The sequence below is a fragment of the Streptomyces avidinii genome (assembly GCF_045161815.1).
Taxonomy (GTDB): Bacteria; Actinomycetota; Actinomycetes; order Streptomycetales; family Streptomycetaceae; genus Streptomyces; species Streptomyces avidinii.
Map to the genome: position 1 here is coordinate 1,180,572 of NZ_CP108863.1, position 22,917 is coordinate 1,203,488.

The 22,917-nt window shown below is 71.7% G+C and carries 18 protein-coding genes and 3 pseudogenes; 12 read left to right on the forward strand and 9 right to left on the reverse strand.

Going from position 1 to position 22,917, the window contains the following annotated elements:
* The first annotated feature begins 79 nt into the window (after positions 1-79).
* Both OG373_RS05405 and OG373_RS05410 read left to right on the forward strand, forming a co-directional pair.
* Positions 80-2,761, forward strand: a complete 2,682-nt coding sequence (locus tag OG373_RS05405) for an amino acid permease (protein WP_405436270.1) — start codon at positions 80-82, stop codon at positions 2,759-2,761.
* A complete protein-coding gene (locus tag OG373_RS05410; RefSeq protein ID WP_405436272.1) occupies positions 2,758-3,423 on the forward strand; it encodes a hypothetical protein in 666 nt (221 codons plus the stop codon). The genes OG373_RS05405 and OG373_RS05410 overlap by 4 nt, the downstream gene beginning before the upstream one ends.
* On the opposite strand, the pseudogene OG373_RS05415 reads toward OG373_RS05410, so the two are convergent.
* Positions 3,420-3,710, reverse strand: a pseudogene (locus OG373_RS05415) (cytochrome P450); the annotation flags it as partial. The gene OG373_RS05410 and the pseudogene OG373_RS05415 overlap by 4 nt on opposite strands.
* 249 nt (positions 3,711-3,959) lie before the next feature.
* Between OG373_RS05415 and OG373_RS05420 the strand changes: the two are divergent.
* Positions 3,960-5,447: a SulP family inorganic anion transporter gene (locus tag OG373_RS05420; RefSeq protein WP_405443946.1), complete on the forward strand. Its 1,488-nt coding sequence runs from the start codon at positions 3,960-3,962 to the stop codon at positions 5,445-5,447.
* 9 nt (positions 5,448-5,456) lie between these two features.
* On the opposite strand, the gene OG373_RS05425 is transcribed toward OG373_RS05420, so the two are convergent.
* Entirely contained in the window at positions 5,457-5,948 is a 492-nt protein-coding gene (locus OG373_RS05425; RefSeq protein ID WP_405436275.1) for an SRPBCC family protein, read from the reverse strand.
* Between the two features lie 159 nt (positions 5,949-6,107).
* On the opposite strand from OG373_RS05425, the gene OG373_RS05430 reads away from it, so the two are divergent.
* From OG373_RS05430 to OG373_RS05440, 3 genes are all read left to right on the forward strand, one after another.
* On the forward strand, positions 6,108-7,274 hold the full coding sequence (locus tag OG373_RS05430; protein ID WP_405436276.1) for a PP2C family protein-serine/threonine phosphatase: 1,167 nt from the start codon (positions 6,108-6,110) through the stop codon (positions 7,272-7,274).
* A gap of 94 nt (positions 7,275-7,368) precedes the next feature.
* Entirely contained in the window at positions 7,369-9,822 is a 2,454-nt protein-coding gene (locus OG373_RS05435; RefSeq protein WP_405436278.1) for a SpoIIE family protein phosphatase, read from the forward strand.
* Between the two features lie 86 nt (positions 9,823-9,908).
* Positions 9,909-10,841, forward strand: a complete 933-nt coding sequence (locus OG373_RS05440; protein WP_405436279.1) for an alpha/beta fold hydrolase — start codon at positions 9,909-9,911, stop codon at positions 10,839-10,841.
* A gap of 12 nt (positions 10,842-10,853) precedes the next feature.
* On the opposite strand, the gene OG373_RS05445 is transcribed toward OG373_RS05440, so the two are convergent.
* The 3 genes from OG373_RS05445 to OG373_RS05455 form a co-directional block, all read right to left on the reverse strand.
* Positions 10,854-11,279 (reverse strand): subtilase-type protease inhibitor, encoded by a 426-nt coding sequence (locus OG373_RS05445; RefSeq protein ID WP_397727944.1) that lies wholly within the window; start codon positions 11,277-11,279, stop codon positions 10,854-10,856.
* Positions 11,280-11,674: 395 nt separating this feature from the next.
* A complete protein-coding gene (locus OG373_RS05450; protein ID WP_405436282.1) occupies positions 11,675-12,718 on the reverse strand; it encodes a MerR family transcriptional regulator in 1,044 nt (347 codons plus the stop codon).
* 3 nt (positions 12,719-12,721) lie between these two features.
* On the reverse strand, positions 12,722-13,393 hold the full coding sequence (locus OG373_RS05455) for a HEAT repeat domain-containing protein (protein ID WP_405436284.1): 672 nt from the start codon (positions 13,391-13,393) through the stop codon (positions 12,722-12,724).
* Between the two features lie 83 nt (positions 13,394-13,476).
* Between OG373_RS05455 and OG373_RS05460 the strand changes: the two are divergent.
* Positions 13,477-13,760, forward strand: a pseudogene (locus tag OG373_RS05460) (oleate hydratase); the annotation flags it as partial.
* Positions 13,761-13,904: 144 nt separating this feature from the next.
* The gene (locus OG373_RS05465) at positions 13,905-14,120 is read left to right on the forward strand and encodes a DUF6479 family protein (protein ID WP_405436286.1); all 216 of its coding nucleotides are present in this window, start codon (positions 13,905-13,907) and stop codon (positions 14,118-14,120) included.
* 98 nt (positions 14,121-14,218) lie between these two features.
* Here OG373_RS05465 and OG373_RS05470 read toward each other — a convergent pair whose 3' ends face one another.
* The 3 genes from OG373_RS05470 to OG373_RS05480 form a co-directional block, all read right to left on the reverse strand.
* Complete coding sequence (locus OG373_RS05470) at positions 14,219-15,847, reverse strand: flavin monoamine oxidase family protein (RefSeq protein WP_405436288.1); 1,629 nt, start codon at positions 15,845-15,847, stop codon at positions 14,219-14,221.
* A 10-nt stretch (positions 15,848-15,857) separates the two neighbouring features.
* The gene (locus tag OG373_RS05475; protein ID WP_405436290.1) at positions 15,858-17,417 is read right to left on the reverse strand and encodes an APC family permease; all 1,560 of its coding nucleotides are present in this window, start codon (positions 17,415-17,417) and stop codon (positions 15,858-15,860) included.
* Positions 17,418-17,933: 516 nt separating this feature from the next.
* Positions 17,934-19,205 carry a calcium-binding protein gene (locus OG373_RS05480; RefSeq protein WP_405436292.1) on the reverse strand — a complete coding sequence of 424 codons (1,272 nt, stop codon included), beginning with the start codon at positions 19,203-19,205 and terminating at the stop codon, positions 17,934-17,936.
* 547 nt (positions 19,206-19,752) lie between these two features.
* Between OG373_RS05480 and OG373_RS05485 the strand changes: the two genes are divergently transcribed.
* Positions 19,753-21,252, forward strand: coding sequence for a lipase family protein (locus OG373_RS05485; RefSeq protein ID WP_405436294.1), 1,500 nt, complete (start codon positions 19,753-19,755; stop codon positions 21,250-21,252).
* A 45-nt stretch (positions 21,253-21,297) separates the two neighbouring features.
* Positions 21,298-21,483 carry a TolB family protein gene (locus OG373_RS05490; protein ID WP_405436296.1) on the forward strand — a complete coding sequence of 62 codons (186 nt, stop codon included), beginning with the start codon at positions 21,298-21,300 and terminating at the stop codon, positions 21,481-21,483.
* 322 nt (positions 21,484-21,805) lie between these two features.
* Here OG373_RS05490 and OG373_RS05495 read toward each other — a convergent pair whose 3' ends face one another.
* Positions 21,806-22,060 carry a helix-turn-helix domain-containing protein gene (locus tag OG373_RS05495; protein WP_405436298.1) on the reverse strand — a complete coding sequence of 85 codons (255 nt, stop codon included), beginning with the start codon at positions 22,058-22,060 and terminating at the stop codon, positions 21,806-21,808.
* On the opposite strand from OG373_RS05495, the gene OG373_RS05500 reads away from it, so the two are divergent.
* On the forward strand, positions 21,963-22,310 hold the full coding sequence (locus OG373_RS05500; protein ID WP_405444382.1) for a hypothetical protein: 348 nt from the start codon (positions 21,963-21,965) through the stop codon (positions 22,308-22,310). The two genes, OG373_RS05495 and OG373_RS05500, sit on opposite strands and share 98 nt — an antisense overlap.
* Positions 22,311-22,314: 4 nt before the next feature.
* Positions 22,315-22,598 (forward strand): annotated as a pseudogene (locus OG373_RS05505) (hypothetical protein); the annotation flags it as partial.
* Positions 22,599-22,917 lie beyond the last annotated feature (319 nt).

Sequence of the window (22,917 nt, forward strand, 5' to 3'; positions counted from 1 at the left end):
CTGAGGGAAGATGCCGTGTCGGGGCCCGTGGACCGCGCAGGAAGTCGGTGAATCGGTTGTGACGCCGCCCAGTGGTTACGTGGAGGAAGTGGCTCCGATCGCCGCGGGTCCCGGAGCCGGGGAGAAGGGCCTCAAGGCGGGCGCCTTGGGACTGGCCTCGTCCGTGGTCATCGGCGTGGCGTCCACCGCTCCCGCCTACAGCCTCGCGGCCACGCTCGGCCTCATCGTGACGCGGGTCGGCCCCCAGGCCCCGGTCATCACGGTGCTGGCCTTCATCCCCATGCTGCTGATCGCCTACGCCTACCGGGAGCTCAACGCCGGAGATGCGGACTGCGGGACCACCTTCACCTGGGCGACCCGGGCCTTCGGCCCGCGCGTCGGGTGGATGGGCGGCTGGGGGATCATCGTCGCCGACGTCATCGTCATGGCGAACCTCGCGGAGATCGCCGGTGTCTACACCTACCGGTTGTTCGGATACGAGTCGCTGGCGGAGAGCAGGCTGTGGACCACGATCGCGGGGGTCCTCTGGATCGCCGTGATGACCGCCGTCTCGTACGTGGGCATCGAGATCTCCGCCGCCCTGCAGCGCGCCCTCCTGACGGTCGAGGTGGTCGTACTGATCGTCTTCGCCGTCACCGCCATGACCAAGGTCTACACGGATCCGCCGGCGACGGCGATCCCCGTCTCCGCCTCCTGGTTCAACCCCTTGAACGTGCCCAGCGCAGAAGCGTTGACCGCGGGTCTCCTGGCGGCCGTCTTCATCTACTGGGGCTGGGACACCGCCGTCACGGTCAACGAGGAGACCGCCGACAGCACGCACATCCCCGGGCGCGCCGCGGTCATCTCGACCGTCCTGCTGCTGGTCATCTACGTCGCGGTCGCCACCTCGGCGCAGGCCTTCGCCGGTGTCGGGACCGAGGGCATCGGCCTGGCCAATCAGAAAAACGCCGACGATGTGCTCTCCGACCTCGGCAGCGCGGTCTTCGGCGATCAGGGCGTCGGCGTGTTCCTCACCGGGCTGCTGATCCTCATGGTGGTCACCTCCGCGGCGGCCTCCACCCAGACCACGATCCTGCCGCTGGCCCGGACCGTCTTCTCGATGGCCGCGCACAAGGCCGTTCCCGCCCGTTTCGCCCGGGTCCACCGGAAATACCTGACCCCGACCTGGTCGACGGTCGGGATGGGGCTGGTCTCGATCGCCTTCTACGTCCTGCTGACGCTGATCAGCCATGACGTGCTGGCCGACTCGATCGAGTCGGTCGGCCTCGCGATCGCCTTCTACTACGGCCTGACCGGCTTCGCGTGCGTCTGGTACTACCGCCGGGTGCTCACGCGCAGTACGAAGGACTTCGTGTCCAAGGGCCTGCTGCCGGGCCTGGGCGGCCTGATGATGCTCTCGGTGTTCTGCTACGCGGGCTTCCACGTCTACGCCGACCCCCACTACGGTGCGACCTCCATCGACCTTCCGCTGCTCGGGCCGACGGGCGGGGTGGCCGTGGTGGGGCTGGGGGCCCTGCTGATCGGGGTCGTCCTCATGCTGGTCGTCACCCGGGAGCACACCGCGGCCCTGAAGCTGCAACGGAGCCTGCTGCCGCGCAAACTGGCGCCGCAGACGGCCGTCGAGGCGGCGAGCCGCTACGTGCCGGCGGACAGCCGGTCCGGAGTCGGCGGCGACTGGTTCGACCTCGTTCCGCTGTCGAGTACGCGCGTGGCCCTGGTGGTCGGCAATGTGCGGGAGCACGGACTGCACGCCGCTGCCGCCATGGGGCTCCTGCGTGCGAGCGTGCGTGTCCTCGCCCGCATGGACCTGCCTCCGGACGAGGTGCTCTCCCACCTGGACGACGTGGCCCGGCAGACCTCCTCGGAGTGGGCCCGCGAGCTCGGCAGGGACGGCGGCGAGCGCGGCGGGAACGCCGGACCACGCGGGAACGGCGGGCCACGCGGGGACGGTGCGCGGTCCGACGCCGGTCCGGACGTCGCCGCGGTGACCTGCCTGTACGTCGTCTACGACCCGGTGTCGGGGCGGTGCACCATGGCGCGGGCGGGCGGCTGGCCGCCCGCTGTGGTCCGGGCGGACACCGGCGCCGTCTCCTTCCCGGACCTGCCGTCGGGCCCGCCGCTGGGCCTGGGGGGCCAGACCTTCCAGAACGTCGAACTCCAGCTGCCGCCCGGCAGCCTCATCGCCCTGTTCACCGACGGTCTGACGCATGCCGTCGGCCACGACCCCGACGAGGCCCTCGGCCGCCTCGCCGAAACCCTCTCCCAGCACCGGCGCCCCCTGGAGCACCTGTGCGACCTCGCACTGGCGAGACTGCTGCCCGGGCCCGTGGACGACGACGTGGCCGTGCTCCTGGTCCGTACCCGGATGCTCGACGAGCGCCATGTGGCGCAGTGGGAGCTGGCCTCCGACCCGGCGATGGTCGGCGTCGCCCGCGCCGCCGTCACCGGGCAACTGGAGGCCTGGGGGCTCGACGAGCTCTCGTTCGTCACCGAACTGATCGTCAGCGAGCTGGTCACCAACGCCATCCGCTACACGGACGGCCCGGTCCACGTCCGGCTGATCCACGACGAGAACCTCGTGTGCGAGGTCTCCGACACCGGCCACACCTCGCCGCACCTGCGCCACGCCGCCACCGACGAGGAGGGCGGCCGCGGCCTCTTCCTCATCGCCCAGATGGTCTACCGGTGGGGGACGCGCTACACCGCCGCCGGAAAGACCATCTGGACCGAGCAGCTCGTGGCTCCGGCGGAGGGGCCGTGAGCGCCGAGGAGGCCGCGGCGCACCTCGTGAAGGGGCGTGAACGCCTGACCTTCGACGGCTGGATCGCCGCCGTCGGAACGGAGTCCGGCACCCGTGTGGTGGTGGGCCACTGGCCCCGTTCCCCCTTCGGGCCGTTCAGCGACGTGATGCTGGAGCGGGCCGACGGGCGTCGCGTCCTGCTGGCCCCGACCGCCCGAACGGCGGAGTACATCGCGGGCGTCTACCACTTCGACGAGGTCCGGACGGGACCGGTGGCCGTGCACAGCCGCGGGCCGGTGTGGGACGTCGCCGCCGGAAGCCTGCGGCTGCGCTTCACCGTCGGCCGGCGCGGAGTGCTCGGCCTCGCGCTGCGCGCCGTACCCGGGCCGCTCGCCCGTCGGCCGGGTTGGGCCTCGCTGGTCAACGGGCCCGCGCGGCTGCTGGTCGGCGTACGGACCCGGGGGAGCTCGCGGCCCGGGTGGCGGCAGTGGTACGCCGCCCGAGACCTCCACGTGATCACCTCGGCCGTCGCGTCCTTCGCGGGGGCCGACCTCGGACCGCTCGCTCCGGTGGTTCCGCCGGTGCGGTTCGGATTCGCGTCGGCGCCCGCCGTTCCGGCACTGGTACGGGTCGTCTCCACGGTCGAACGCACTCCGGGCGCGCCCCGCCGGCCGTTCGGCTAAGGCGCCTCGCGCCGGGTCGTGGTGAGGACGAATCCGCTGCGCGGGCGGGTGGGGACCCGGGACAGCGGCATCGACAGGTCCTGCTCGGGGACGTCGAAGTCGAGGGCGGCGAGTTCCGCCGCGAGCGTGGCCAGGACGGCGGCGGTGATGTCCTCGCCGGGGCAGCGGTGGCCGTGCGCCGGGTCACCGCCGCCCTGCGGGACGAGCTCGTCGGCGCCGGGTTCGCGTCCGGCGAACCGCTGCGGGTCGAAGCGGTAGGGGGAGTCCCACAGCTCGGGGTCGTGGTGGTGAGGGTGCTGTCGGTCCAGGGGGCGAGGGTCGTGGTGAGTCGGGTCATGCCCGTCGGCTACCCCGCCGGTCCGCCCGCACACCGGGCGCCCGGCCGGGTGTCCCGGCCTGCGCGGTACCTTTGAGGGTCGTTCCGTCGTTCCGTCCGTCCGTCGTTCCGTCCGTCCGTCGTTCCGTCCGTCCTTCGTACGCCCGCCCGTCGGCGGTGTGCCCGCCTGACAGGTCTGCTCCCCTTGCCCGACTCCGCCGTGTCCATACCCGTGCGTCTGCGCGGCCTCCGCCCGTCCTGGCCGTCGCCGAAGGTGCTGCGTACCGAGGTGCTCGCCGGGCTGGTGGTCGCGCTGGCCTTGATCCCGGAGGCGATCTCCTTCTCGATCATCGCCGGGGTGGATCCGGCGATCGGCCTGTTCGCCTCCTTCACCATGGCCGTGACCATCGCCGTCGTCGGCGGACGGCCCGCGATGATCTCCGCCGCCACCGGAGCCGTGGCCCTCGTCATCGCTCCGCTGAACCGCCAGCACGGCTTCGGGTACCTGGTGGCCGCTGTCATCCTGGCCGGGGTCTTCCAGATCGTCCTCGGCGCGCTGGGCGTGGGGAAGCTGATGCGGTTCATCCCTCGCTCGGTGATGGTCGGCTTCGTGAACTCCCTGGCCGTCCTCGTCTTCATGGCCCAGGTGCCGGAGCTGCGGAACGTGCCGTGGGCCGTCTACCCGCTCCTCGCCGCCGGCCTGGCGCTGCTGGTCCTGTTCCCGAGGATCACCAAGGCGGTCCCGGCCCCGCTGGTGTCGATCGCGATCCTCACCGTGATCACCGTCGCTGCCGGAATCGCCGTGCCGACGGTCGGGGACAAGGGCGCGCTGCCGTCCGCGCTGCCCGTTCCCGGACTGCCCGACGTACCGTTCACCCTCGCCACGCTGACCACCGTCGCCCCGTACGCCTTCGCCATGGCGCTCGTCGGGCTGATGGAGTCCCTGATGACGGCGAAGCTGGTCGACGAGATCACCGACACCGCCTCGTCGAAGACCCGGGAGTCGATCGGGCAGGGCGTCGCGAACATCGTCACCGGGTTCTTCGGCGGCATGGGCGGCTGCGCGATGATCGGCCAGACCATGATCAACGTGAAGGTATCCGGCGCCCGGACCCGCCTGTCCACCTTCCTCGCGGGCGTGTTCCTGATGGTGCTGTGCATCGTCTTCGGCCCGGTCGTCTCCGAGATCCCGATGGCCGCCCTGGTCGCCGTCATGATCATGGTCTGCTTCGCGACCTTCGACTGGCACTCCGTCGCTCCCGGGACGCTGCGGCGGATGCCCGCGGGCGAGATCACCGTCATGGTCGTCACCGTGGCCTGCGTCGTCGCCACCCACAACCTCGCCGTCGGCGTCGTCGCCGGATCCGTCACCGCGATGGTCATCTTCGCCAGGCGCGTCGCCCGGCTCGCCGATGTCACGGCGGTCACCGACCCCGACGGCAGCCAGGTGGTCTACGCCGTCAGCGGCCAGCTGTTCTTCGCCTCCTCCAACGAGATCGTCGGCCGCTTCGACTACGCCGGCGACCCCGACAGGATCGTCATCGACCTGTCGGCGGCACACGTCTGGGACGCCTCGTCGGTCGCGGCACTCGACGCGATCGAGCACCGCTACGCCCAGCGCGGCAAGACCGTCGAGATCACCGGCCTGAACGGTCCCAGCGCCCACCTGCACCGGAAGCTCAGCGGCGAACTCGCCACGGCCGACTGACCCGGGGACTCACCGCCCGGGCTGCGGCGTCCCGGGCCGGGCGGCTTCGACGTACGAGCTCAGGTTGGCCAGCGAGGAGGCGATCCCGGCCTCGTGCGCGGCCCGGTCGATGCCGGGCGGCACGTCCTCGGCCGTGACGCTCACCTCGGTCCCCCCACCGACGGCGGCGAGGTGCCAGGTCATGGTCATGGTCCCCGCGTACCGGGGGTCGTCGGCCTCGAAGACCGCCCGCTGCACCACGCGCCGCGCAGGCACCAGGTCCGCGAAGACGACCTCGACGACGTCCGTCGCATCCGACGTCTTGCCGAGCCCGTCGGCGGGATCGAGGTAGGTCAAGACCATACGGAATCCCCCGCCGGGCCGAGGGTCCCACCGCTCGACCCTCCCGCGCATCCCGTCCGGCGGCAGCCATGTCTCCACGGATTCCCGGTCCAGGAGGGCGGCGTAGACGGCCGCCGGCGGAGCCGCGATCACCCGGCTGCCGCGGTCTGTCCTGCTCATGGACCTGTCCTGCTCATGGACCGATTCTGCCCCGTCGGGGCCGTACCACGCGCAGGCCCGCACCGGGCATGCCCGGGCGTCGCGGGCCCGGCAGGATCCGGAGGGGACGGCTCGGGGCCGGAGTGGCGGCCACCGGTCCGGGAGGGGCAGGCTGGACTCATGAGAGCGCCCTTGCGCTCGCCCCCTGGACCGCGAGCCGAAGGTCACCACCAGGTCCTCTTCGTCTTCGCGGCGTGCGTGCCCTTCGCGATCGCCCTGCTGGTGCTGCTCATCGAGTTCACTCCCCTGCACGTGCTGTACACCGGCCCCCTGCTGGTGGCGACACCGGCACTGGCGGCGGTGACGATGGGGCCCACGGGCACGCTCGCGGCAGCGGGGACGGCCGTCGGGGTCAGCGTGACCACCGCCACCTACAACCAGGCCTGGGGCAGCCAGCAGGTCTACACGAACTTCCTCGCCCTGTTCCTGGTCTCGGTGGCGAGCTTCCTGACGAGCCGCACCGCGCGCACGCGCCGGGAGAACGAACTCAACCAGGTCCGCCGGATCGCCACGGCCGCCCAGGAGGTGCTGCTGCGGCCGGTACCGGACCGGCTGGGCCCCGTGCGGGCGGCCAGCACGTACCTGGCGGCCGAGACCGGGGCGCAGATCGGTGGCGATCTCTACGACGTGGTCCAGACCCGGTACGGGGTCCGCATGATCGTCGGGGACGTCCGGGGCAAGGGACTGCCCGCCGTACGGGCGGCCGCGATCGTCCTGCGGGCGTTCCGGGAGGCCGTGCACTACGAGGAGGACCTGGTGGAGGTCATCGACCGGTGCGTAGCGGCCCTGCGGCGGGACGCCGTCGCCGCGGGCGTGACCGGCGGCGACGACGCCCTCCTCCTGGAGGGTTTCGTCACCGCTCTCGTGGCCCAGATCCCGGACGGCCCGCACGTCGAGGTGATCAACCGGGGTCATCCGCCACCGCTGCTGCTGCACGACGGCACGGTCCGGCCCCTGATGCCCACCGCCCCGCTGCCGCCGCTCGGTCTCGAGGAGTTCATCAGCGGTCCTCCCGAGCGGCCGGACCGCTATCCGTTCGTGCCGGGTGACCGGCTGCTGCTGTACACCGACGGCGTCATCGAGGCCCGTGACGGGAACGGCACCTTCTTCGACCTGGCCGAGGCCATGGCGGCCATGCGCGACCACTCCCGGGCGTCGTTCCTGGAGGGCCTGCACCAGGCGTTGCTCCGGCACACCCGCAGCCGCCTGGCGGACGACGTCGCGGTCGTCCTCGTCGACCGCTGCGAGGACGAGGAGGAGGACCACGGTGCGGCGAGCCCGGCGTAGCGTCCGTATTCCGAGTCGCCCGAACGGCCCCGGGGGCGACAGCATGGAGGGAGGGCGATCGGCGGGATGCCCTCCGGAGGATGTGATACGGAAAGTGACAAGTCATCGCTTTGCGTTCTGCGGGGCCGAGCTCGCCGCTGTCTACGTGGTCGCCGACCAGGGCAGGGAACTGCATCTCGCCGAGCTGACCGGCAACCGCGGCATCCTCTACGGGCTGCCCGCGATCCTCGCCCTGGCCGGACATTCGCCCGCCGCCAACGCCTTCCGCTCCGGCCGCCCGCTGTGGCTGACTCCGAAGGAGCTGGCCTCGTTCATCGAGGACGACCCGCACCACTTCCCGACCCGGGTCCGGGACGGTGCCCCCGACTCGCCGGCCCGGATCTCGCTGGGCGCACTGCCCCTGGGACACGGCGCGCAGGAGCTCGGCTGCCTGATCGTCGCCGGGCAGGCGAGGGACGGCTTCAGCGCCGACGACCGCAGCCTTCTGGAGCTCTACGCCGACCAGGTGGCCGCCGGACTCGAATCGGTCGCCGCGCGCTTCGCCGGACGCAGGCCCCCGGCCCCGCAGGCACATCTGGGTCAGTCCCTGGTACCCGACCAGGGCGGCGCGTTCATCCTGGAACTGGGCACCGGCCGGATGGAGGCCCACGCGCACGTACTGGAACTGCTCGGACTGCCTCCCGAGCAGTTCGACGGGCAGGTGGAGACCCTGCTCGCCTGCGCCGTCCCCGACGACATGCCCGCGCTGATGGCGATCGTGGAGCCGGACCGGCTGGCCGCCACCGGGCAGCAGCTGGCGTTCCGTATCCGCCGCCCGAACGGCGAGCTGCGCTGGCTGGGGCTGCGGTGCCGTGTGGAGGTGGACCCCGGCGGAACGCCGCGCCGCGTCCTGGGTGTGGTGGCCGATGCCACCTATCTGCGCCCCAGCGCCGACGAGGTCTCCCTCGTCCAGCGGTTGTCCGCAACACTGGCGGGCGCGGCGACGATCCGCGAGGTCAGCCGGCTGGCGGTCGCCGCCCTGCGCGAACCGCTCGGCGCGTCCCGGGTCGCGGTCGGCGAACTGGAGAGCGAGCGGCTCATCGTCACCGCCCTCGGCCCTCCGGAGTCCGATGCCTGGCCCGAGGTCTGGCGCTCGGAGTGGCGGTCCGAGTGGCCCGAGGTGTCGCTCAGCGACCTCCCCACCCTGCAGAGCGCCCTGCGCGGCGGGCACTTGAGCCTGTGGCCGCCGGGCGAGGCTCTGGAACCCGGTCTTCTGGGCGTCGGGCCCGGCGGCCTCGCGGTGGTGCCGTTGCCCGCCGACGGCCGGATGGTCGGGGTGTGTCTGGTGGGGTGGGACGGGGAGCACCGGTTCGGACCGGAGGAGCGGTCGCTGCTGACCGCGACGGCGGGGCTGGTGGGGCAGGCGCTGGTACGCGCCCACGCACTGGACGCGGGCCACGAACTCGCCACCATGCTCCAGCGCAGTCTGCTGCCCCGTAAGCTCCCGGAGCTGCCGGGCGGGATCGCCGTCGCCCGCTACCTGCCCGCCACGGCCGGTCTGGAGGTCGGCGGCGACTGGTACGACGTCATTCCGCTGCGCGACGGCCATGTGGCGTTCGTGATCGGGGACGTACAGGGGCACAGCGCGGGGGCCGCCACCATCATGGGCCAGATGCGGACGGCGGTGCGGGCCTACGCGGTGGAGGGGCACCCGCCCGACGTGGTGGTCGCGCGGGCCAACCGTCTGCTCGCCGGAATGGAGACCGATCTGTTCGCCACCTGCGGATATGTGGACCTGGACATGGAGGAGGGCATCGCCAGGGTCGTACGGGCGGGCCATCTCCCGCCGATCCTGCGTCATCCGGACGGCGTCGCCGAGGAGATGGTGGTCGAGGGCGGGCCTCCCCTCGGGGTGCTCGCGGAAGCCGAATTCCCCATGACCGAGGTGGGGCTGCTCCCCGGCACCCTGCTCGTCCTGCTGACGGACGGCCTGGTCGAGTCGGCCAGGCTGCCTCTGGAGGAGGGCATGCGGCGGGTGTGCGAGGTGCTCGCCGCGGCCGACCCGGTCGATGCCGGAGAGGTGGCCGACGAGTTGCTCGTCGGCGGGGGCCGGCGGCGCGACGACGACGTGGCGCTGCTGATGCTGCGCTACGACGGCACGGGCGACCGGCCGAAGCGGAGCCACTGGACGGTGTGGCGGGTGCCCAACGCGGTCCTGCACGCGCGCCGTTTCACCGCGCGCATCCTGCGGTCCTGGGGCGTGGTGGACACGCTCGACGAGGCCCTGCTGGTCGTGTCCGAGCTGGTCACCAATGCGATCGCGCACACGCAGGGCGAGGTGGGGATGGACCTGACCCTGTCGGCGGACCGGCTGCGGATCGCCGTGAACGACGCCTCGCCGCGCAGCCCCGTCAAGCCGATATGGGTGAGCTGGGAGTCGACGGGCGGTCGCGGACTGCTCATCGTCGAGGCGACGGCGGCGGCCTGGGGCTCGGTGCCGCTCAGCGGCGGCAAGCAGGTGTGGGCGGAGATCCCCTGGCACCCCGCGAGCGACCGGCGCGCGGGGTGAGGCCCTCGTGGGACGTCGCCCCGAAGGAGCCCTCGGGGCGACGGGTCCGGTTGGCGGGCCGCCGGGCGGCGCGGGAGGCTGGGGGTATGCGTTGGCGCGTGGCCGGCCGGACGGCAGCCGCGGTGGCCGCCCTCCTGCTGATGACGGCCGCCGCCGGGCCGGATTCCGGCGAGCCCGGCGGCTCCGGGGACTCGGGGCGGCAGGTGGAGATCGGCGGCGGGCGGAGCCTGTACCTGCAGTGCGCGGGATCCGGCAGCCCCACCGTCATCCTGGTGTCCGGGCTGCACGAGGCCTCCGACCCGTGGTCGCTGACCGACACCAGCCCGCCGGTGCCGAAGGCCCCGGCGGTGCTGCCCGGTGTGGCCGCCTTCACCCGCGTGTGCACCTACGACCGGCCCGGCACCATCCGCTACACGCAGCCACCGACGCTCACCACGCGCAGCACCCCTGTGAGCGGAACCCGGCCCCTGGCCGCCATGGTCCAGGACCTGGACCGGCTGCTGTCCGCCGGGCGCGTACCGGGGCCCTACCTGCTGGTGGGGCACTCCTTCGGCGGGATGCTCGCCCTGCGGTACGCGCAGGCGCACCCGGAGCAGGTCCGCGGGCTGGTCCTGGTTGATGCGCTCGGCCCCGGGCTGAAGCCCGCGATGGGGGCGCACTGGGCGGCGTACGTCGACGCGCTCAGGCACCCGGGGACGCCCTTCGACGCCGACCCCGACTTCGAACAGGTCGACATCGACGGCGGGGTGACCGCCATCGACGGCGGCGGACCTCTCCCGGCGGTCCCGGTCGCGGTGCTCAGCAAGACCGCGCCCTTCGCGGCGCCTCCCACCATGTCCAGGGAGCTGCTCGCCGAGCTGGAGAAGGCCTGGCCGAAGGCCCAACAGGCGCTGGTGGGGCTGCGTCCGCAGACCCCGCACCTCCTGGCGACCGGCAGCGACCACTACGTCCAGCTGCACGACCCGGACCTCACGATCTCGGCGATCCGCCTGATCGCGGACCGCAGCGGCACCCGCTGAGACCCGGCGGCGTCAGAACGCGTAGAGGGCGTTGCCGCCCAGGGTCGCGGACATCACGCACGCGTTGGGGAAGGTGTGCTTCCACGCGACGTGGCTGCCGCGCCACACGCCGTCCGCGGTGATGGTGACGGGGTTGTAGTTCCGCGGGCAGGGGCGGTTCGGGTCCGGGGCGGCGAGCAGGCGGTTGAAGTCGCCGTCGGTGGCGCCCAGGGCGTCGCACGCGGCCCTGGGGGCGGGGTGCGTGCCCTCTGCGGTGTAGGCGCAGCTGAGGACGGCCGCCCGCAGGACGGTGCCCGTGGCGACGTCGTCCCCCTGGGTGACGGTGAAGACCATGGCGGAGGGGGCGTACAGGCTCGTGGGGCTCGCCTCCGCAAGGCCCGTGGCGCCGGTGAGGCAGAGGAGAGTGGCGGCGGAGACGGTGGCTAAGCGGTGACGCATGAGAGGGCTCACTTTCGATTCAAAGGTTGTTGGGGGCACCGCCTCTTTCATGCAGCGCCGAAGTGAGGCCGAGCCTGCCAGGCATGAAGGTTTACCGCACATTGGCGGTCGTTTTACGGACAGTTGGTTCGCATATCGGCGATCGGACGGGTGTTCGTGCAGTTCACGTCGGGTGTCCGGGCGCTCACACCGTGCGACAGAACGGCGAGTCGACCGGCCCGGCGGCCTCTCCCTCACCTACTGCCCTGGTGGCGGCCGCGTCCGATTCACCGAACGGCCCACCAGGGTGACCGGATCGATGCGGTGACGGGCCCGCAGCCCTTTCGGAATCAACCATTCCACCGTCCCGCAACCGCCGCGGAGCGCCGCGGAACCGCCGTGGAACGAAGGGACGTTCAGTCGGGCTGTCGCGCCTCGCGAAGCGTGAGGAGGTACGTAGCGGTCAGCGCGACGGCACGGTCCTCGTCGTGCGACAGCTCGGCGAGGGCGCGGTCGGCCACGGCTCCGGGGATGTCCGCGAGCGCCTGGGTCAGCCGTCGCCGGGCGGGCAGTTCGTCGGGGCCGGCGGCGAGGCGGCCCACGATGGCGGTGGCGATCCGGTCCGCCGACGCGGGGCGGCTCGCCAGGGCGCTCAACGCGTCGGCAGCGTCGACGTCGTTCGTCCCCTCGACGATCATGTCGACCAGGGTGGGGACCACGTTGACCGCTCCCTGTTCCCCTTGCGGTTCTCCTTGCGCTCCCTGTGCTCCGAGCGCGAGGGCCGCATGCCCGCGGACCGCACTGTCGGAGCTCCGGAGGGCGCCCTGCAGCAGGGCGGCCGCCCGCTCGTGCGGAATCTCGGCGATGGACCGGACGGCCCGCTCCCGCACCGCGGCCACCGGTGAGGCCAGGCCTTCCGCCAGCAGGTCCAGGGCGGCCTCGCCCGACTGCGCCACGGCCCACCGGAGGGCACCGGCAACGACCGGATCCTCCTCACCCAACGCCGCCTCGACCAGCGCGTCCACGGGTACGGCCGCCTCCTCGCCGGAGGACAACGCCGCGCGCTGCCGGTTCGCGGCGTTCTCCGAGCCCAGAGCGTGCAGGAGTGCGACGGTCTGGAGCACGTCCTCCCACTCGGCCGGTTCCGCGGCCCCGATCCGGCGCAGCCGCGTGAGCAGTGCCGTCTCGACGGCGATGCGTTCCCGGGTCTGGCGGACGAGGTCCTCGACGAGTTCCGCCGGTCTGAAGCCGGGGTCGTCCAGGGCGCGCGCCACCTCGCGCAGCGACAGCCCCAGCGATCTCAGGCTCTCGACGTGGAAGATCCGCCGGATGTCCTCGCCGGAGTACTCCCGATAGCCGGAGACGGTGCGTCCCGTCGGCCGCACCAGGCCCAGCGAGTCGTAGTGCCTGAGCATGCGGGCGCTGACCCCGGACCGCCTGGCCACATCACCGATCAACACGGACTACGTTCCTCCTCCTGGCCGATCCTGCAGGGCCGCGACGCGCTTCGCCTCCTCGATCGCGAACTCGAAGCCGGCGTCCGGGTCGCGCAGCAGTCGCTGCGTCGCGACCGCATGATGACGCACGCGGGGGTCGAGATCCGTCATCGCGTCCCGCAGCGCCGCGGATGCGGCCTCGCCGAGCACGATCAGTGCCCGGCTGAGGCTCAGCTGCGTCTCGCGCCCACCCCGCCCGAGCTGTGTCGCCAATGCTCCGGCCAGTTCGGACTCCTCGCCCTCGGGCACGAGCACGACCGCCGCCCGCCAGGCACTGCGCGCCACCTCGTCGTCGGCGTCGGACAGGAGCTCCCGGGTGATCGCCGGCCACGCCTGCCGATCCCCGATCTTGGACAGCGTGTGCAGAGCCTGGCTGCGTCCCTGCGGGTGCTCGGACCGGAGCTCGTCGATCAGCCGCGGGACCGTGACGGACGCCGAGTGACGGGTGAGCGCCCACGTCAGCATCTCGCGTACGGAGAACTCGGGCTCGATCGCGCACTGTTCGACGATCCTCTCGACGGACCGGGGGTCCGGGATCGAGCCGATCGCCATCGCGGCCCGAAGCCGGACCGACGCGCGGGTGTCCTCCAGCTCCTGGAGCGCTCGCACCGTATGACTGTCCTGTCCTGCCGTGGTCATCGCCACCACCTCCTGAACCGCAGTGAAGACCTTGTCACTGTGTCAAGGTCAAGCCGGCCCCCTCGGCCCTCATCGGGTCCGCGACCGTGCGGCCGGCTCTGATGCCGTACATCACCAGCCAGTTCCTGGTCCGCAAGGCCGGCGACCGGCCCGAGGTCGTTCCGGCGGGATCCACCAACCTCGCCTTCATCGGCCAGTACGCCGAAGTCCCCGACGACGTGGTGTTCACCGTCGAGTACTCGGTGCGGACCGCCTGGCCGCCGTGGCACGCCTGCTCCACCTGGACCGGCAGCCACCGCCGGTCCACAAGGGCGGCCACGACCCCAAGGTCCTGCTCGAAGCGCTGCACACCGTGCACCGCCGCTGATCCCTGCGGAGCGGGAACGGGGCGCGGCTTCGGTCAGGGCTCCTTCGCCGACACGCCGTCCGCCCCGTCGCCCCTCTCCCATGCCCGGGAATTCGCGGCCCTCTCCCGATGCACGGCGCGGACGATCGGGGGTAGGCGCCGACCATGAACCTCTCAACCGTGCTGTCCGCCGAAGCAACCCCGTCCATGCTGCTGATCCTCGTCGGCGCGGCGATCGCGGCCCTGCTGGTCGCCGCCTTCTGGTGGGGCAGCCGCCGCGCCGCCCGCCGCCGCTCCCCGGTCGGCCCGCCCCCGCAGCCGCGCAGCGGATCCTGGCAGACCCCGCAGGACGACCCGGACCAGGGCCACCCCGGCCCCTGAACCCGGATGTACCGGCGCATCGGACAGGAACGAGGTGGGCGCCGGGAGGAGTGTCCGTGGCTGAAACCCTGCGGGGTGGGTGTGGGGTAAGAGGCCGTTCAGGTAAGGGCTGTGATCACTTCTTGTGCCGCCCGCGCTCCTTCGGTGGCGCCGCCTTCCATGAAGCCCTGGAAGTCGTAGCTGCAGTGTTCTCCGCTGATGTGGATGTTGCCCTGAGCGGTGCCTTCGTAGCGGGCGTAACGGTGGAGGTAGCCGGTGGGCCAGTAGGAGTAGGCGCCGAGCGAGTGCGGGTTGCGGTGCCAGGCGGAGAGCTGGGCCCGCCCGGTCCACGCGGCCTTGGTGCCGGGGTAGAAGGCGTCGATGCCGGTGAGCATGCGGGTGGCGAGGTCGCGTACGTAGGGGTCGCTTTCGGTGGCGAAGGGGGTCGCCGGGGTGAGGGCTTGTGCGAGGCTGCCGCCGCCGTACTGGAGGAGGATGCCGCCATTGCCGGGCTGCACCTTGGTGGTGTCCCAGGTCTGCTGGACGGGTGAGTCGGTGAAGCAGTCTCCGGCGGAGATACCGGGCCAGGGGCCGGCGCCACGCCAGGGGCGGTTGGTGAACTGCATGTTGAGTTTGGTGCAGTGGCCCATGCGGGAGTCGCGGAGGAGGTTGCGCATGAGGGGGTCGAAGCCGGCGGCGGCGGTGTCGATGCGCTGGAGGACCGGCAGGGGGACACAGAGGATGGTGTGGTCGGTGGTGGCTGTGCGGGTGGCGCCGGAGTCGTTGAAGGTGAGGGTCTGAGTGCCGTCGGGGTTGGCTCTCACGGCGAGGAGTTCGCGGCCCATGACGATCGATCCGACGGGCAGGGCGGAGGCGATGGCGTTGGGGAGACGGTCGTTGCCGCCGGTGATGTGGTAGCGCTCGTTGGACAGGCCCCAGACGTTGAAATGACCGGGATTGGGCTGGTAGCCCATCAGAAGGACCAGCGCGAGGGCGGACTGGGCGGTGGTGTCGGCGCCGTACTCGACGTTGTAGGCGACGTCGATGAAGCGGCCGAGCTGTGACGTGTGGCCGCCGGGGACGCGGGTCTCGATCCATTCGTAGAGGGTCATGTCGTCCAGGGCGGTACCGGCGGGGGTCGAGGAGTTCCAGCTGACTTCGCCGGCTGCCTGGAGGTCGCGGCGTAGAGCTTGGTAGACGGCCTTGAAGTCCTCGTCGGCCTGGGTGCGGGAGTAGTACTCGCCGTTGAACCAGAGGGTCTCCTCGGCGCCGTTGGGGCCACCGCCCAGGAAGTCCTCGGTGGGCAGGTCGAAGCGGCGGCACAGCTCGAGGATCTTCTTGTGGCTGGTGTCGATGAGCTCGCCGCCGATCTCGGAGGTCTGCCCGTGGGCCCAGTGGGTGCGCTGGGTCCACATCCGTCCGCCGACCCGTGCGGGGTTGGCTTCGTAGAGGGTGAACGGGATGCCGGCGTCCGTCAGGGTGAGGGCGGCGGTGAGGCCGGAGATACCGGCTCCGATCACGGCGACGCGGGCGGGTGTCGCGGGCTTCTTGTCGGGGAGGGTCTCGGCGGCGTGGGCGGGCGCGGCCGCGGAGGCGAGGGCGGTTCCGAGGCCGAGGGCGACGGCCCGGGTGAGGAGTTCGCGGCGGCTGGAGCCTCGGATTTCCGCGGCCGGCATCTGCAGGCGGTCGGCGGCAGCGTGGTCGGCGGCGAGGCGGCGCAGCGTGTGCATCAGTGGTGTGCGGGCCATGGCGGGGCTCCTAGACGTTCGCGGCGGGCGATGACGGGGACGTGGAGCGGGGCGGGGCGCCGGCGGGGTCGGTGCGTTCGGTGGCGTCCTCCAGGACGATCCGGCCGATGATCTCGTAGCGTTCGGGAGCCCTGATCTTGAGGTAGAAGCCGAGGCCGAGGCCGCCGAGGAAGACCACGCTGACGATCCAGGGGATCAGGGTGAAGACGACGGAGCCAGCCGCGGTGCCGGCGGCGGTCTCCATGTTCAGGACCAGCAGGACCACGACCGCGGTCATGCCGATCCCGCCGAGGAGCGGCGCGGTGAACGTTTTGAACCAGTGCCGGTCTTCGGGGTGGTTCTTGCGGAAGTAGCCGATGACGGCGAAGGAGCACAGGGTCTGGACGATGAGGATGGCCATCGTGCCGAGGATCGCGAGGAGGGTGTACAGGTGCAGGTAGGGGTCCTGGCCAGTGAGCCAGAATCCGGCGACGAGGACGGTGGCGACGGCGGTCTGTACGACGGAAGCGAGGTAGGGGGAGCCGTGGCGGGGGTGGGTGTGGCCGAGCTTCGGGGAGAGGAAGCCTTCTCGGCCGATGGCGTAGAGGTAGCGGGCGGCGCATTGGTGGAAGGCCATGCCGCAGGCGAAGGAACCGGTGAGCAGCAGCCACTGGAAGGTGTCGACGGCCCAGGGCCCGATGAAGGTCTGTGTGGGGGAGAAGAAGAGGTCGAGGGGGTTGGCGGAGGCGGACAGCTCGACGGACTGCGTGAGGCCGTTTCCGGAGATGGTCATCCAGGAGACGTAGATGTAGAAGAGGCCGACGCCGACCACGGAGACGAGAGTGGCCTTGGGGATGACGCGCTTGGGGTCGCGTGACTCTTCGCCGTACATGGCGGTGGATTCGAAGCCGACCCAGGACCAGAAGGCGAAGAAGAGGCCGAGGCCGGCGGAGGTGCCGGTGAAGGCGTTCTTCGGGTTGACCGGTTCCAGAGGTATGCCGTCAGGGCCGCCGCCCGCGAGCAGCACGGCGGTGGCGACGGCGAACAGGACGGCGATCTCGCCGACCAGCATGACGCCCAGCGCCTTGGCGGTGAGGTTGATGTCGAAGTGCGCGAGGATGGCGGTGACAGCGAGCATCGCGGCCGCGTAGAGGATCCACGGGAGGTCGATGCCGAGCTGGTCGTGGACGGTTGTCTTGGCGAAGTAGGAGAAGACGCCGACGATTGAGGCCTCGAAGACGATGTAGGCGAGGACGGCGAGCATCCCCGACGCCATGCCTGCGATCCGGCCCAGGCCGTGGGAGATGTAGCCGTAGAAGGCTCCGGCAGCGGTGATCCGCTTGGCCATGGCCACGTAGCCGACCGCGAACACGGTGAGGACGAGCGTCGCAAAGAGGTAGCCGGCCGGTGCTCCGGTACCGTTTCCGAAACCGACGGCGATCGGCAGGTTTCCGGTCATTGCGGTGATCGGGGCGGCCGTCGCCACCGCCATGAACACGACGCCGACGAGTCCGACGGAGTTCGCCTTCAGTCGCTGGACAGGCGGGGCGGCGGCGGCCGGTGACGATCCGCCGACAGTGTCTTCTCTCATGTGGCCCTCTTCCCTGGTGAGGGCGCTCACTCTCTCCCCGGGTGACCTACGCCACAACCGGCATGTAGTTCGGTAATCGCCTTGCAGACACGACGAGTTGTCGCGCGAATGCAGGTCACTCGACCTTCCGTAACCGCCAGTTGATCGGCCGGGAACAGCGCATCCACGAGCCGCGAACCGGAATGTTCCTGTCCCGCTGGAAAGCCGGCCCTCCGACCCAGGTCGGAAGCAACGGGGACGCGCACGCCGATGGCGACAGCCGCGCGCCGGCACCCCGCGCGGCCGCCGTGTGCAGTTCGGCCCGCGCAGTCGGACCGTCGCCGGGGAGCACCGTGAGTTCGGCGTCGTCCGCGGCCGGTTGAGGCCTGAGAAGCTGCGTCTGAACCTCTTTTCCGCAGGTGGCAGGGCTGCCCCTGGGCGTTCGGGAGCCGTGTCGCGGAGCGTTGAAGCGGGCCCCGTGCGTCGGTCGCCGTTGCGGCGGGGGACGTGCCGGGGCCCGTTTCTGGTGATCGTTGGTCAGGCGTTGCAGCCGGGTCCGGTGGTGGGGTTGGTGCAGCTGTTGTGGCCGGGTCCGCCGTCGTTGGTGTTGGTCCCGGAACCGCCGTTGAGGGCGTCGTTGCCGGGGCCGCCGTCGTTGGCGTCGTTGCCGGCGCCGCCGGACAGGGAGTCGTTGCCGTTGCCGCCGATGAGGTTGTCGTTGCCGTTGCCGCCGGTGAGGGTGTCGTTGCCGTCGGCGCCGCAGATCAGGTCGTTGCCGCCGCGTCCGTCGACCACGTCGTTCCCGGCGAGCGCGAAGATCACGTCGTCGCCGGGGGTACCGGTCAGGACGTCGTTGCGGTTGGTGCCGGTGATGGTGGCCGTGGCGGTCGCGCAGGTCGCCGGGGCCGGTTCGTAGGTGATGGTGACCTGGGCCGGCCCGGTGGCGGGTCCGGGGGTACCACCGACCGGGACGAGGTTCGACCCGCCACCGCCACCACCAGGACCTGCCGTGGCATCGCTGTTGATTTGGCCGCAGCCGCCGCCTCCGCCGCCTCCGAACCAGCCGCCTCCGCCGCCGCCTCCCCCGAAGCCGGTGCCGCCGGTGCCGCCGGTGCCGGCCGTACCGGCGGTGCCGGCGGTGGTTGGGTTCTGCGAGCATGCGGCTCCGCCGGTGCCGCCGGTGGTCTGGGTACCTCCGCCACCGCCGCCGCCGCCCTGCGGTCTGTCGCCGCCGTCGCCTCCGGTGTTGCCGGCGTCCCCGCCGGTGGCCTCGGGGACCTGGAAGTCGCCGATGGCGGAACCGTAGCCGCCGCCGCCTCCGCCGCCGGCGACGATGAGGCGGGGGTCAATGCCGGGGCTGCCGGTCAGGGTGCAGCCGGAGGCGGCCGAGCTGCAGGTGCGGACGTCGCTGGAACCGCCGCCGACGCCGCCCACGAAGTTTCCGGTGACTGCTCCGCCGCCGGTGTTGACGTTCACGAACAGGGTGGTGCCCGGGGTGGCGGTCAGGGCGCCGGTGACGGTTGCACCGCTCCCGCCTGTGCCACCGTTGGGCGCGTTCTGGCCTGCGGCGCCGGTGGCGGTGACGGTCAGCTGAGTGACGCCGGCCGGGACGGTGAAGGGCTGGTTGGCGCCTGCGTTGAAGGTGACGGTCACGGGCGCCGCCGCGGCGGGCGTGGCCGCGGGCACCACCAGCAGCGCTGCCGGCAGAACCGCCGTGGCGAGCAGGAGAGCAGCACGCCGGACCGGGCGCCGCGGCCGCCCACCCCCGGCACCGCTTTGGAATACTTCATGTTGCAGGGTCAGTGTCACGATCGGTGCTCCTCGGCAAGGGCCGCGGCATTCAGGACGCGCCACGGACGTCGGCTGATACTCCGGCCCCTGCGCGGGACCGCCCGACGATCAAGCCACACCCCTCCGGTCCGGCCCCCGGAACACACCGTCACACCGCGCCACGATCCACCGACCAGCCGCAGCCCGTACCCGAACCGGCGCGCTCCTGCCTCGTACGGCGCGTCGGGCACTCTGCCGAACTGCCCGGCGCGACCACCGGCGTCGCCGGCGCTGTGTCGAGGCGCCTGGTCCGTCGGACAGCCGCCATTTGTCGCTGCTGGCCGCCCTCCCGCCCGCTGAGGGAGGGGCACCACGCCGCCCGGCGCAATAGACGGCATCACACCACCGTCCCGAACCCAACAGACACCGCAAACGGACCACCTGTCCGCCAGAACGAGAACGACCGCAGCGGCCGCTGGCCTGATCGCGTGAACCCGGGACCCGCCTCCCGTACGGATCCCCCGGCGAAAAGTAGGTTGGACGCCAACCTGCTCAGGCCAAACCGGGCGACCCCAGAGGAGCGAGCATGGCGACCGGATCGAACCAGCCGACCGTCCCACAGGTGACCATGACGCTCTCCGCGATCGCGGCGACCGCCGCCACCCCGCGCCCCTCGGGCGAGACCCTCGCGGAACAGAGCACCCGGATCATCCTCGGCATCAACCAGCAACTGGCCGACACCTCACTCGCCACCCAGGGGACCTGGGTCCTCTCCTGGCTCGGGGTGAGTCCGGGCAACGCCAACATGGCCTACCTCGCCAGGAACACCGACAGCTCCAACTCGTTCGCCGTGGTGATCCGCGGCACCGTCGGCAGCGTGACCGATCTGATGGAGGACCTCGACGTCGGCACGGTGGTCCCGTTCAGCCTCGCCGGTATGCCGTCCCCGGTCTCGGTCTCCAAGGGGGCGATGAAGGCGTTCACCGAGGTCGTCACCATGAACACGGCGGGTGTCACCCTGGCGCAGGCGCTCACCACCGCCCTGGGCCGGGCGCAGCCGAACCCGACGGTCTACGTGACCGGCCACAGCCTGGGCGGCTGCATCGCGACCATGGTCGCCCCTTACCTCCAGACGCTCACCTGGCCCGGCGGGAAGCCGAACTTCGAGCTGCACACGTTCGCTGCCCCCACCGCCGGCGGAGCGGACTTCGCCGCCTACGTCGACTCCCTGGTCTGGCAGGCGAACGAGCGCCACTACAACATCTACGACATGGTGCCGCAGGCCTGGAACAACTTCGAGGAGACCAAGCAGTGGTACCCCAGCCCGGGCCCGGCGCAGGACGATGACGTCAAGGCCGTCATGTCGACGCTCGCCGCCCTCCCCGGCCCCAACGTTTACGCCCAGCCGGGCAAGGAAGATGCGCTGAACACCGACTACGACCCCTTCGACCCGAACGTGGTGAAGCAGTCGTTCCAGGACTTCATGGGCCAGGTGGCCTTCCAGCACGCCAACTCCACCTATCTGTCCCTCCTCGGCGCGCCTGACGTGCCGTCGGGTCCAGTGGTGACCGTCGTGGAGCCCGTCGGCACGGTCGGCGCCCCGGTCGAGGTCGTCGGCAGCGGGTTCGGCCAGGGTGGCATGGTCGACTTCGGCACCATGCCGGCCTCCAAGCAGGACATCATCCGCGACGATGTGATGATCGCGTGGGCGCCCGACGGCGTCGGCGTGGTCGACATCCGGGTCACCAACAATCTGGGCACCTCGCCGGCCGTCCCGCGCGGCCAGTTCGCCTACGGAGGCCCCGCCTCCGTGGTTGTCACCGGCATCAGCCCGGACAGCGGCCGGGCCGGCGACCAAGTCCAGGTCAGCGGCCTCTACTTCGGCCCGGATGCCCAGGTCTACTTCGGGGACCACCTCGCCGAGCTCGTCGAGTACGCCCCCCAGCAGCTGCTCGTCAAGGCGCCCACGGTAACCATCGGCGTCGGCAAGCCCGCGACCATCAACGTCACCGTCCTCTCGAACGGCTATTCGTCCCCCGCGAGCCCGGCGGACGAGTTCACCTACACGGAGTGGCACCAGAACTGAACCGGTTCCTGACCCGAAGGCCTGGCCGGACAAGTCACAACCGACGTGTCGGACGAGTGGCAGCCGGCCTTCTCGCCGGACGGTGCCTGGATCGTCTACAGCTCATGGAACAGACTCGGAAACGCCGACATTTACACCAAGAGCTTGGACGGAACATCAGAGCAGAGGATCACCAGCGGGCCCACCGAGGGGGTGCACAACACGCAGCCCGACTGGCAGCCGTCCCCTTGATCGCCAACCGTGCTGTGCTCTCAATGGGGAGCAGGTGACCGTTCGCGGCCGGAGGTCATGCACCGGCCCGCTCCGGTCCGCCGGCGCCGTCCGAGGCACGGCCCATACCCTCGCCGTCATCCCCGCTCAGCCGGGCCCGGCATCGCTCGTCGGCGCTGCGCGTCCCGACGTGGACGAGCATCCGGGGAACCTGCGGTCTGCGACGGGCCGCACCCCGATCAGGAGCTGCGAGCACAGCGAGCGCAGCCGGTCGGCGACGTCGTGGACGTTCAGGCACCGCGCAGGGATGTCGGTGATGAGACCGCGCCCCGGCCACCACCGCCTATGCACCCCCATCTGCGGCGGACTCCCGCCCTGTGCGGCGGAAGGCGGCCCGGTAGGCGCTCGGGCGGTAGCCGGTGTGGCGGGCGAAGAGGGCCGCGAAGGTGCCGGGGTCCCGGTAGCCGACGGCCGCCGAAACGGCGGCGACGGTGCGGTCGGTGGTCTCCAGCAGGTGGCGGGCGCGGCGGACCCGGGAGGACTGCAGATGGGCCAGCGGGCTGCGTCCGGTCTCTTCGGCGAATCGGCGCAGCAGCACGGGACAGCGCTTCGCCGCTTACCGCGCGCTGCTCGGCGACGCCTTCGACGGGCGCGTCCTCCCGGACAGCGCCGCCAACCCGGCCCCGCCGCCCTTCTTCGCTGACCTGGTCGGCACGCCGCACAGCGTCGTCACCGCCCATTTCGTCGACGAGGCCGGCCACCCCACGGCCCAGGCCCGCGACGAGATCCTCGCCTTCCTCACCGACCGCCTGCACCCGCACGGGAACCGACCGCTGCCCGCCGCCTGACCGGGGCCGGACGCACTTCCCCGAGCCCGAGATCGTCGGCGCCGAGCCCGGCCCGGGCGGCGCGATGCGGTTGCCGAGGCAGCGGTCGCCCAGGTCGTCGCGGACGTGCGCACGATGGGCGTCCGGGGTGCGGCCCGTGGGGCGGGCGACGCCGGCTCGATGGTCAACCCCGCGTTGTTCGTGGTGACGGCCAACCCGCTGTACCACGACTTGCTGTTCGAGCGCTTCCTGAGCGTCGGGCGGTCGTCGCTGCCGGACGTCGATATGGGGTCCGTGCGCCGACACGAGTGGTGCATCTCCAGCCGATCACCGACAGGCGCCGCCCTCCCCGCCGAAAGGCAGGAGTGGGCAGGTAGGACCGCCTGCCGCACCTCGGCGGAGCCGGTTTTCGGCATCCGGACGGCACCCGGAACGAGCCGTGGCGGCAACCTCCGGAGCACAGCCCGGGGTGCTTCAGGGCTACGTTCGGTCCGTCCGGCGACAACCGCCTCTCCCCCTTGACCTCTCGTGTGCGACGAGCCCGCACCCCGACCGCCACACTTCCAACGGAACCACCCCGTCGGACCCCTCCGTGCCGCGGGCACCTGCAACCGCGTGGCGCCTGGTG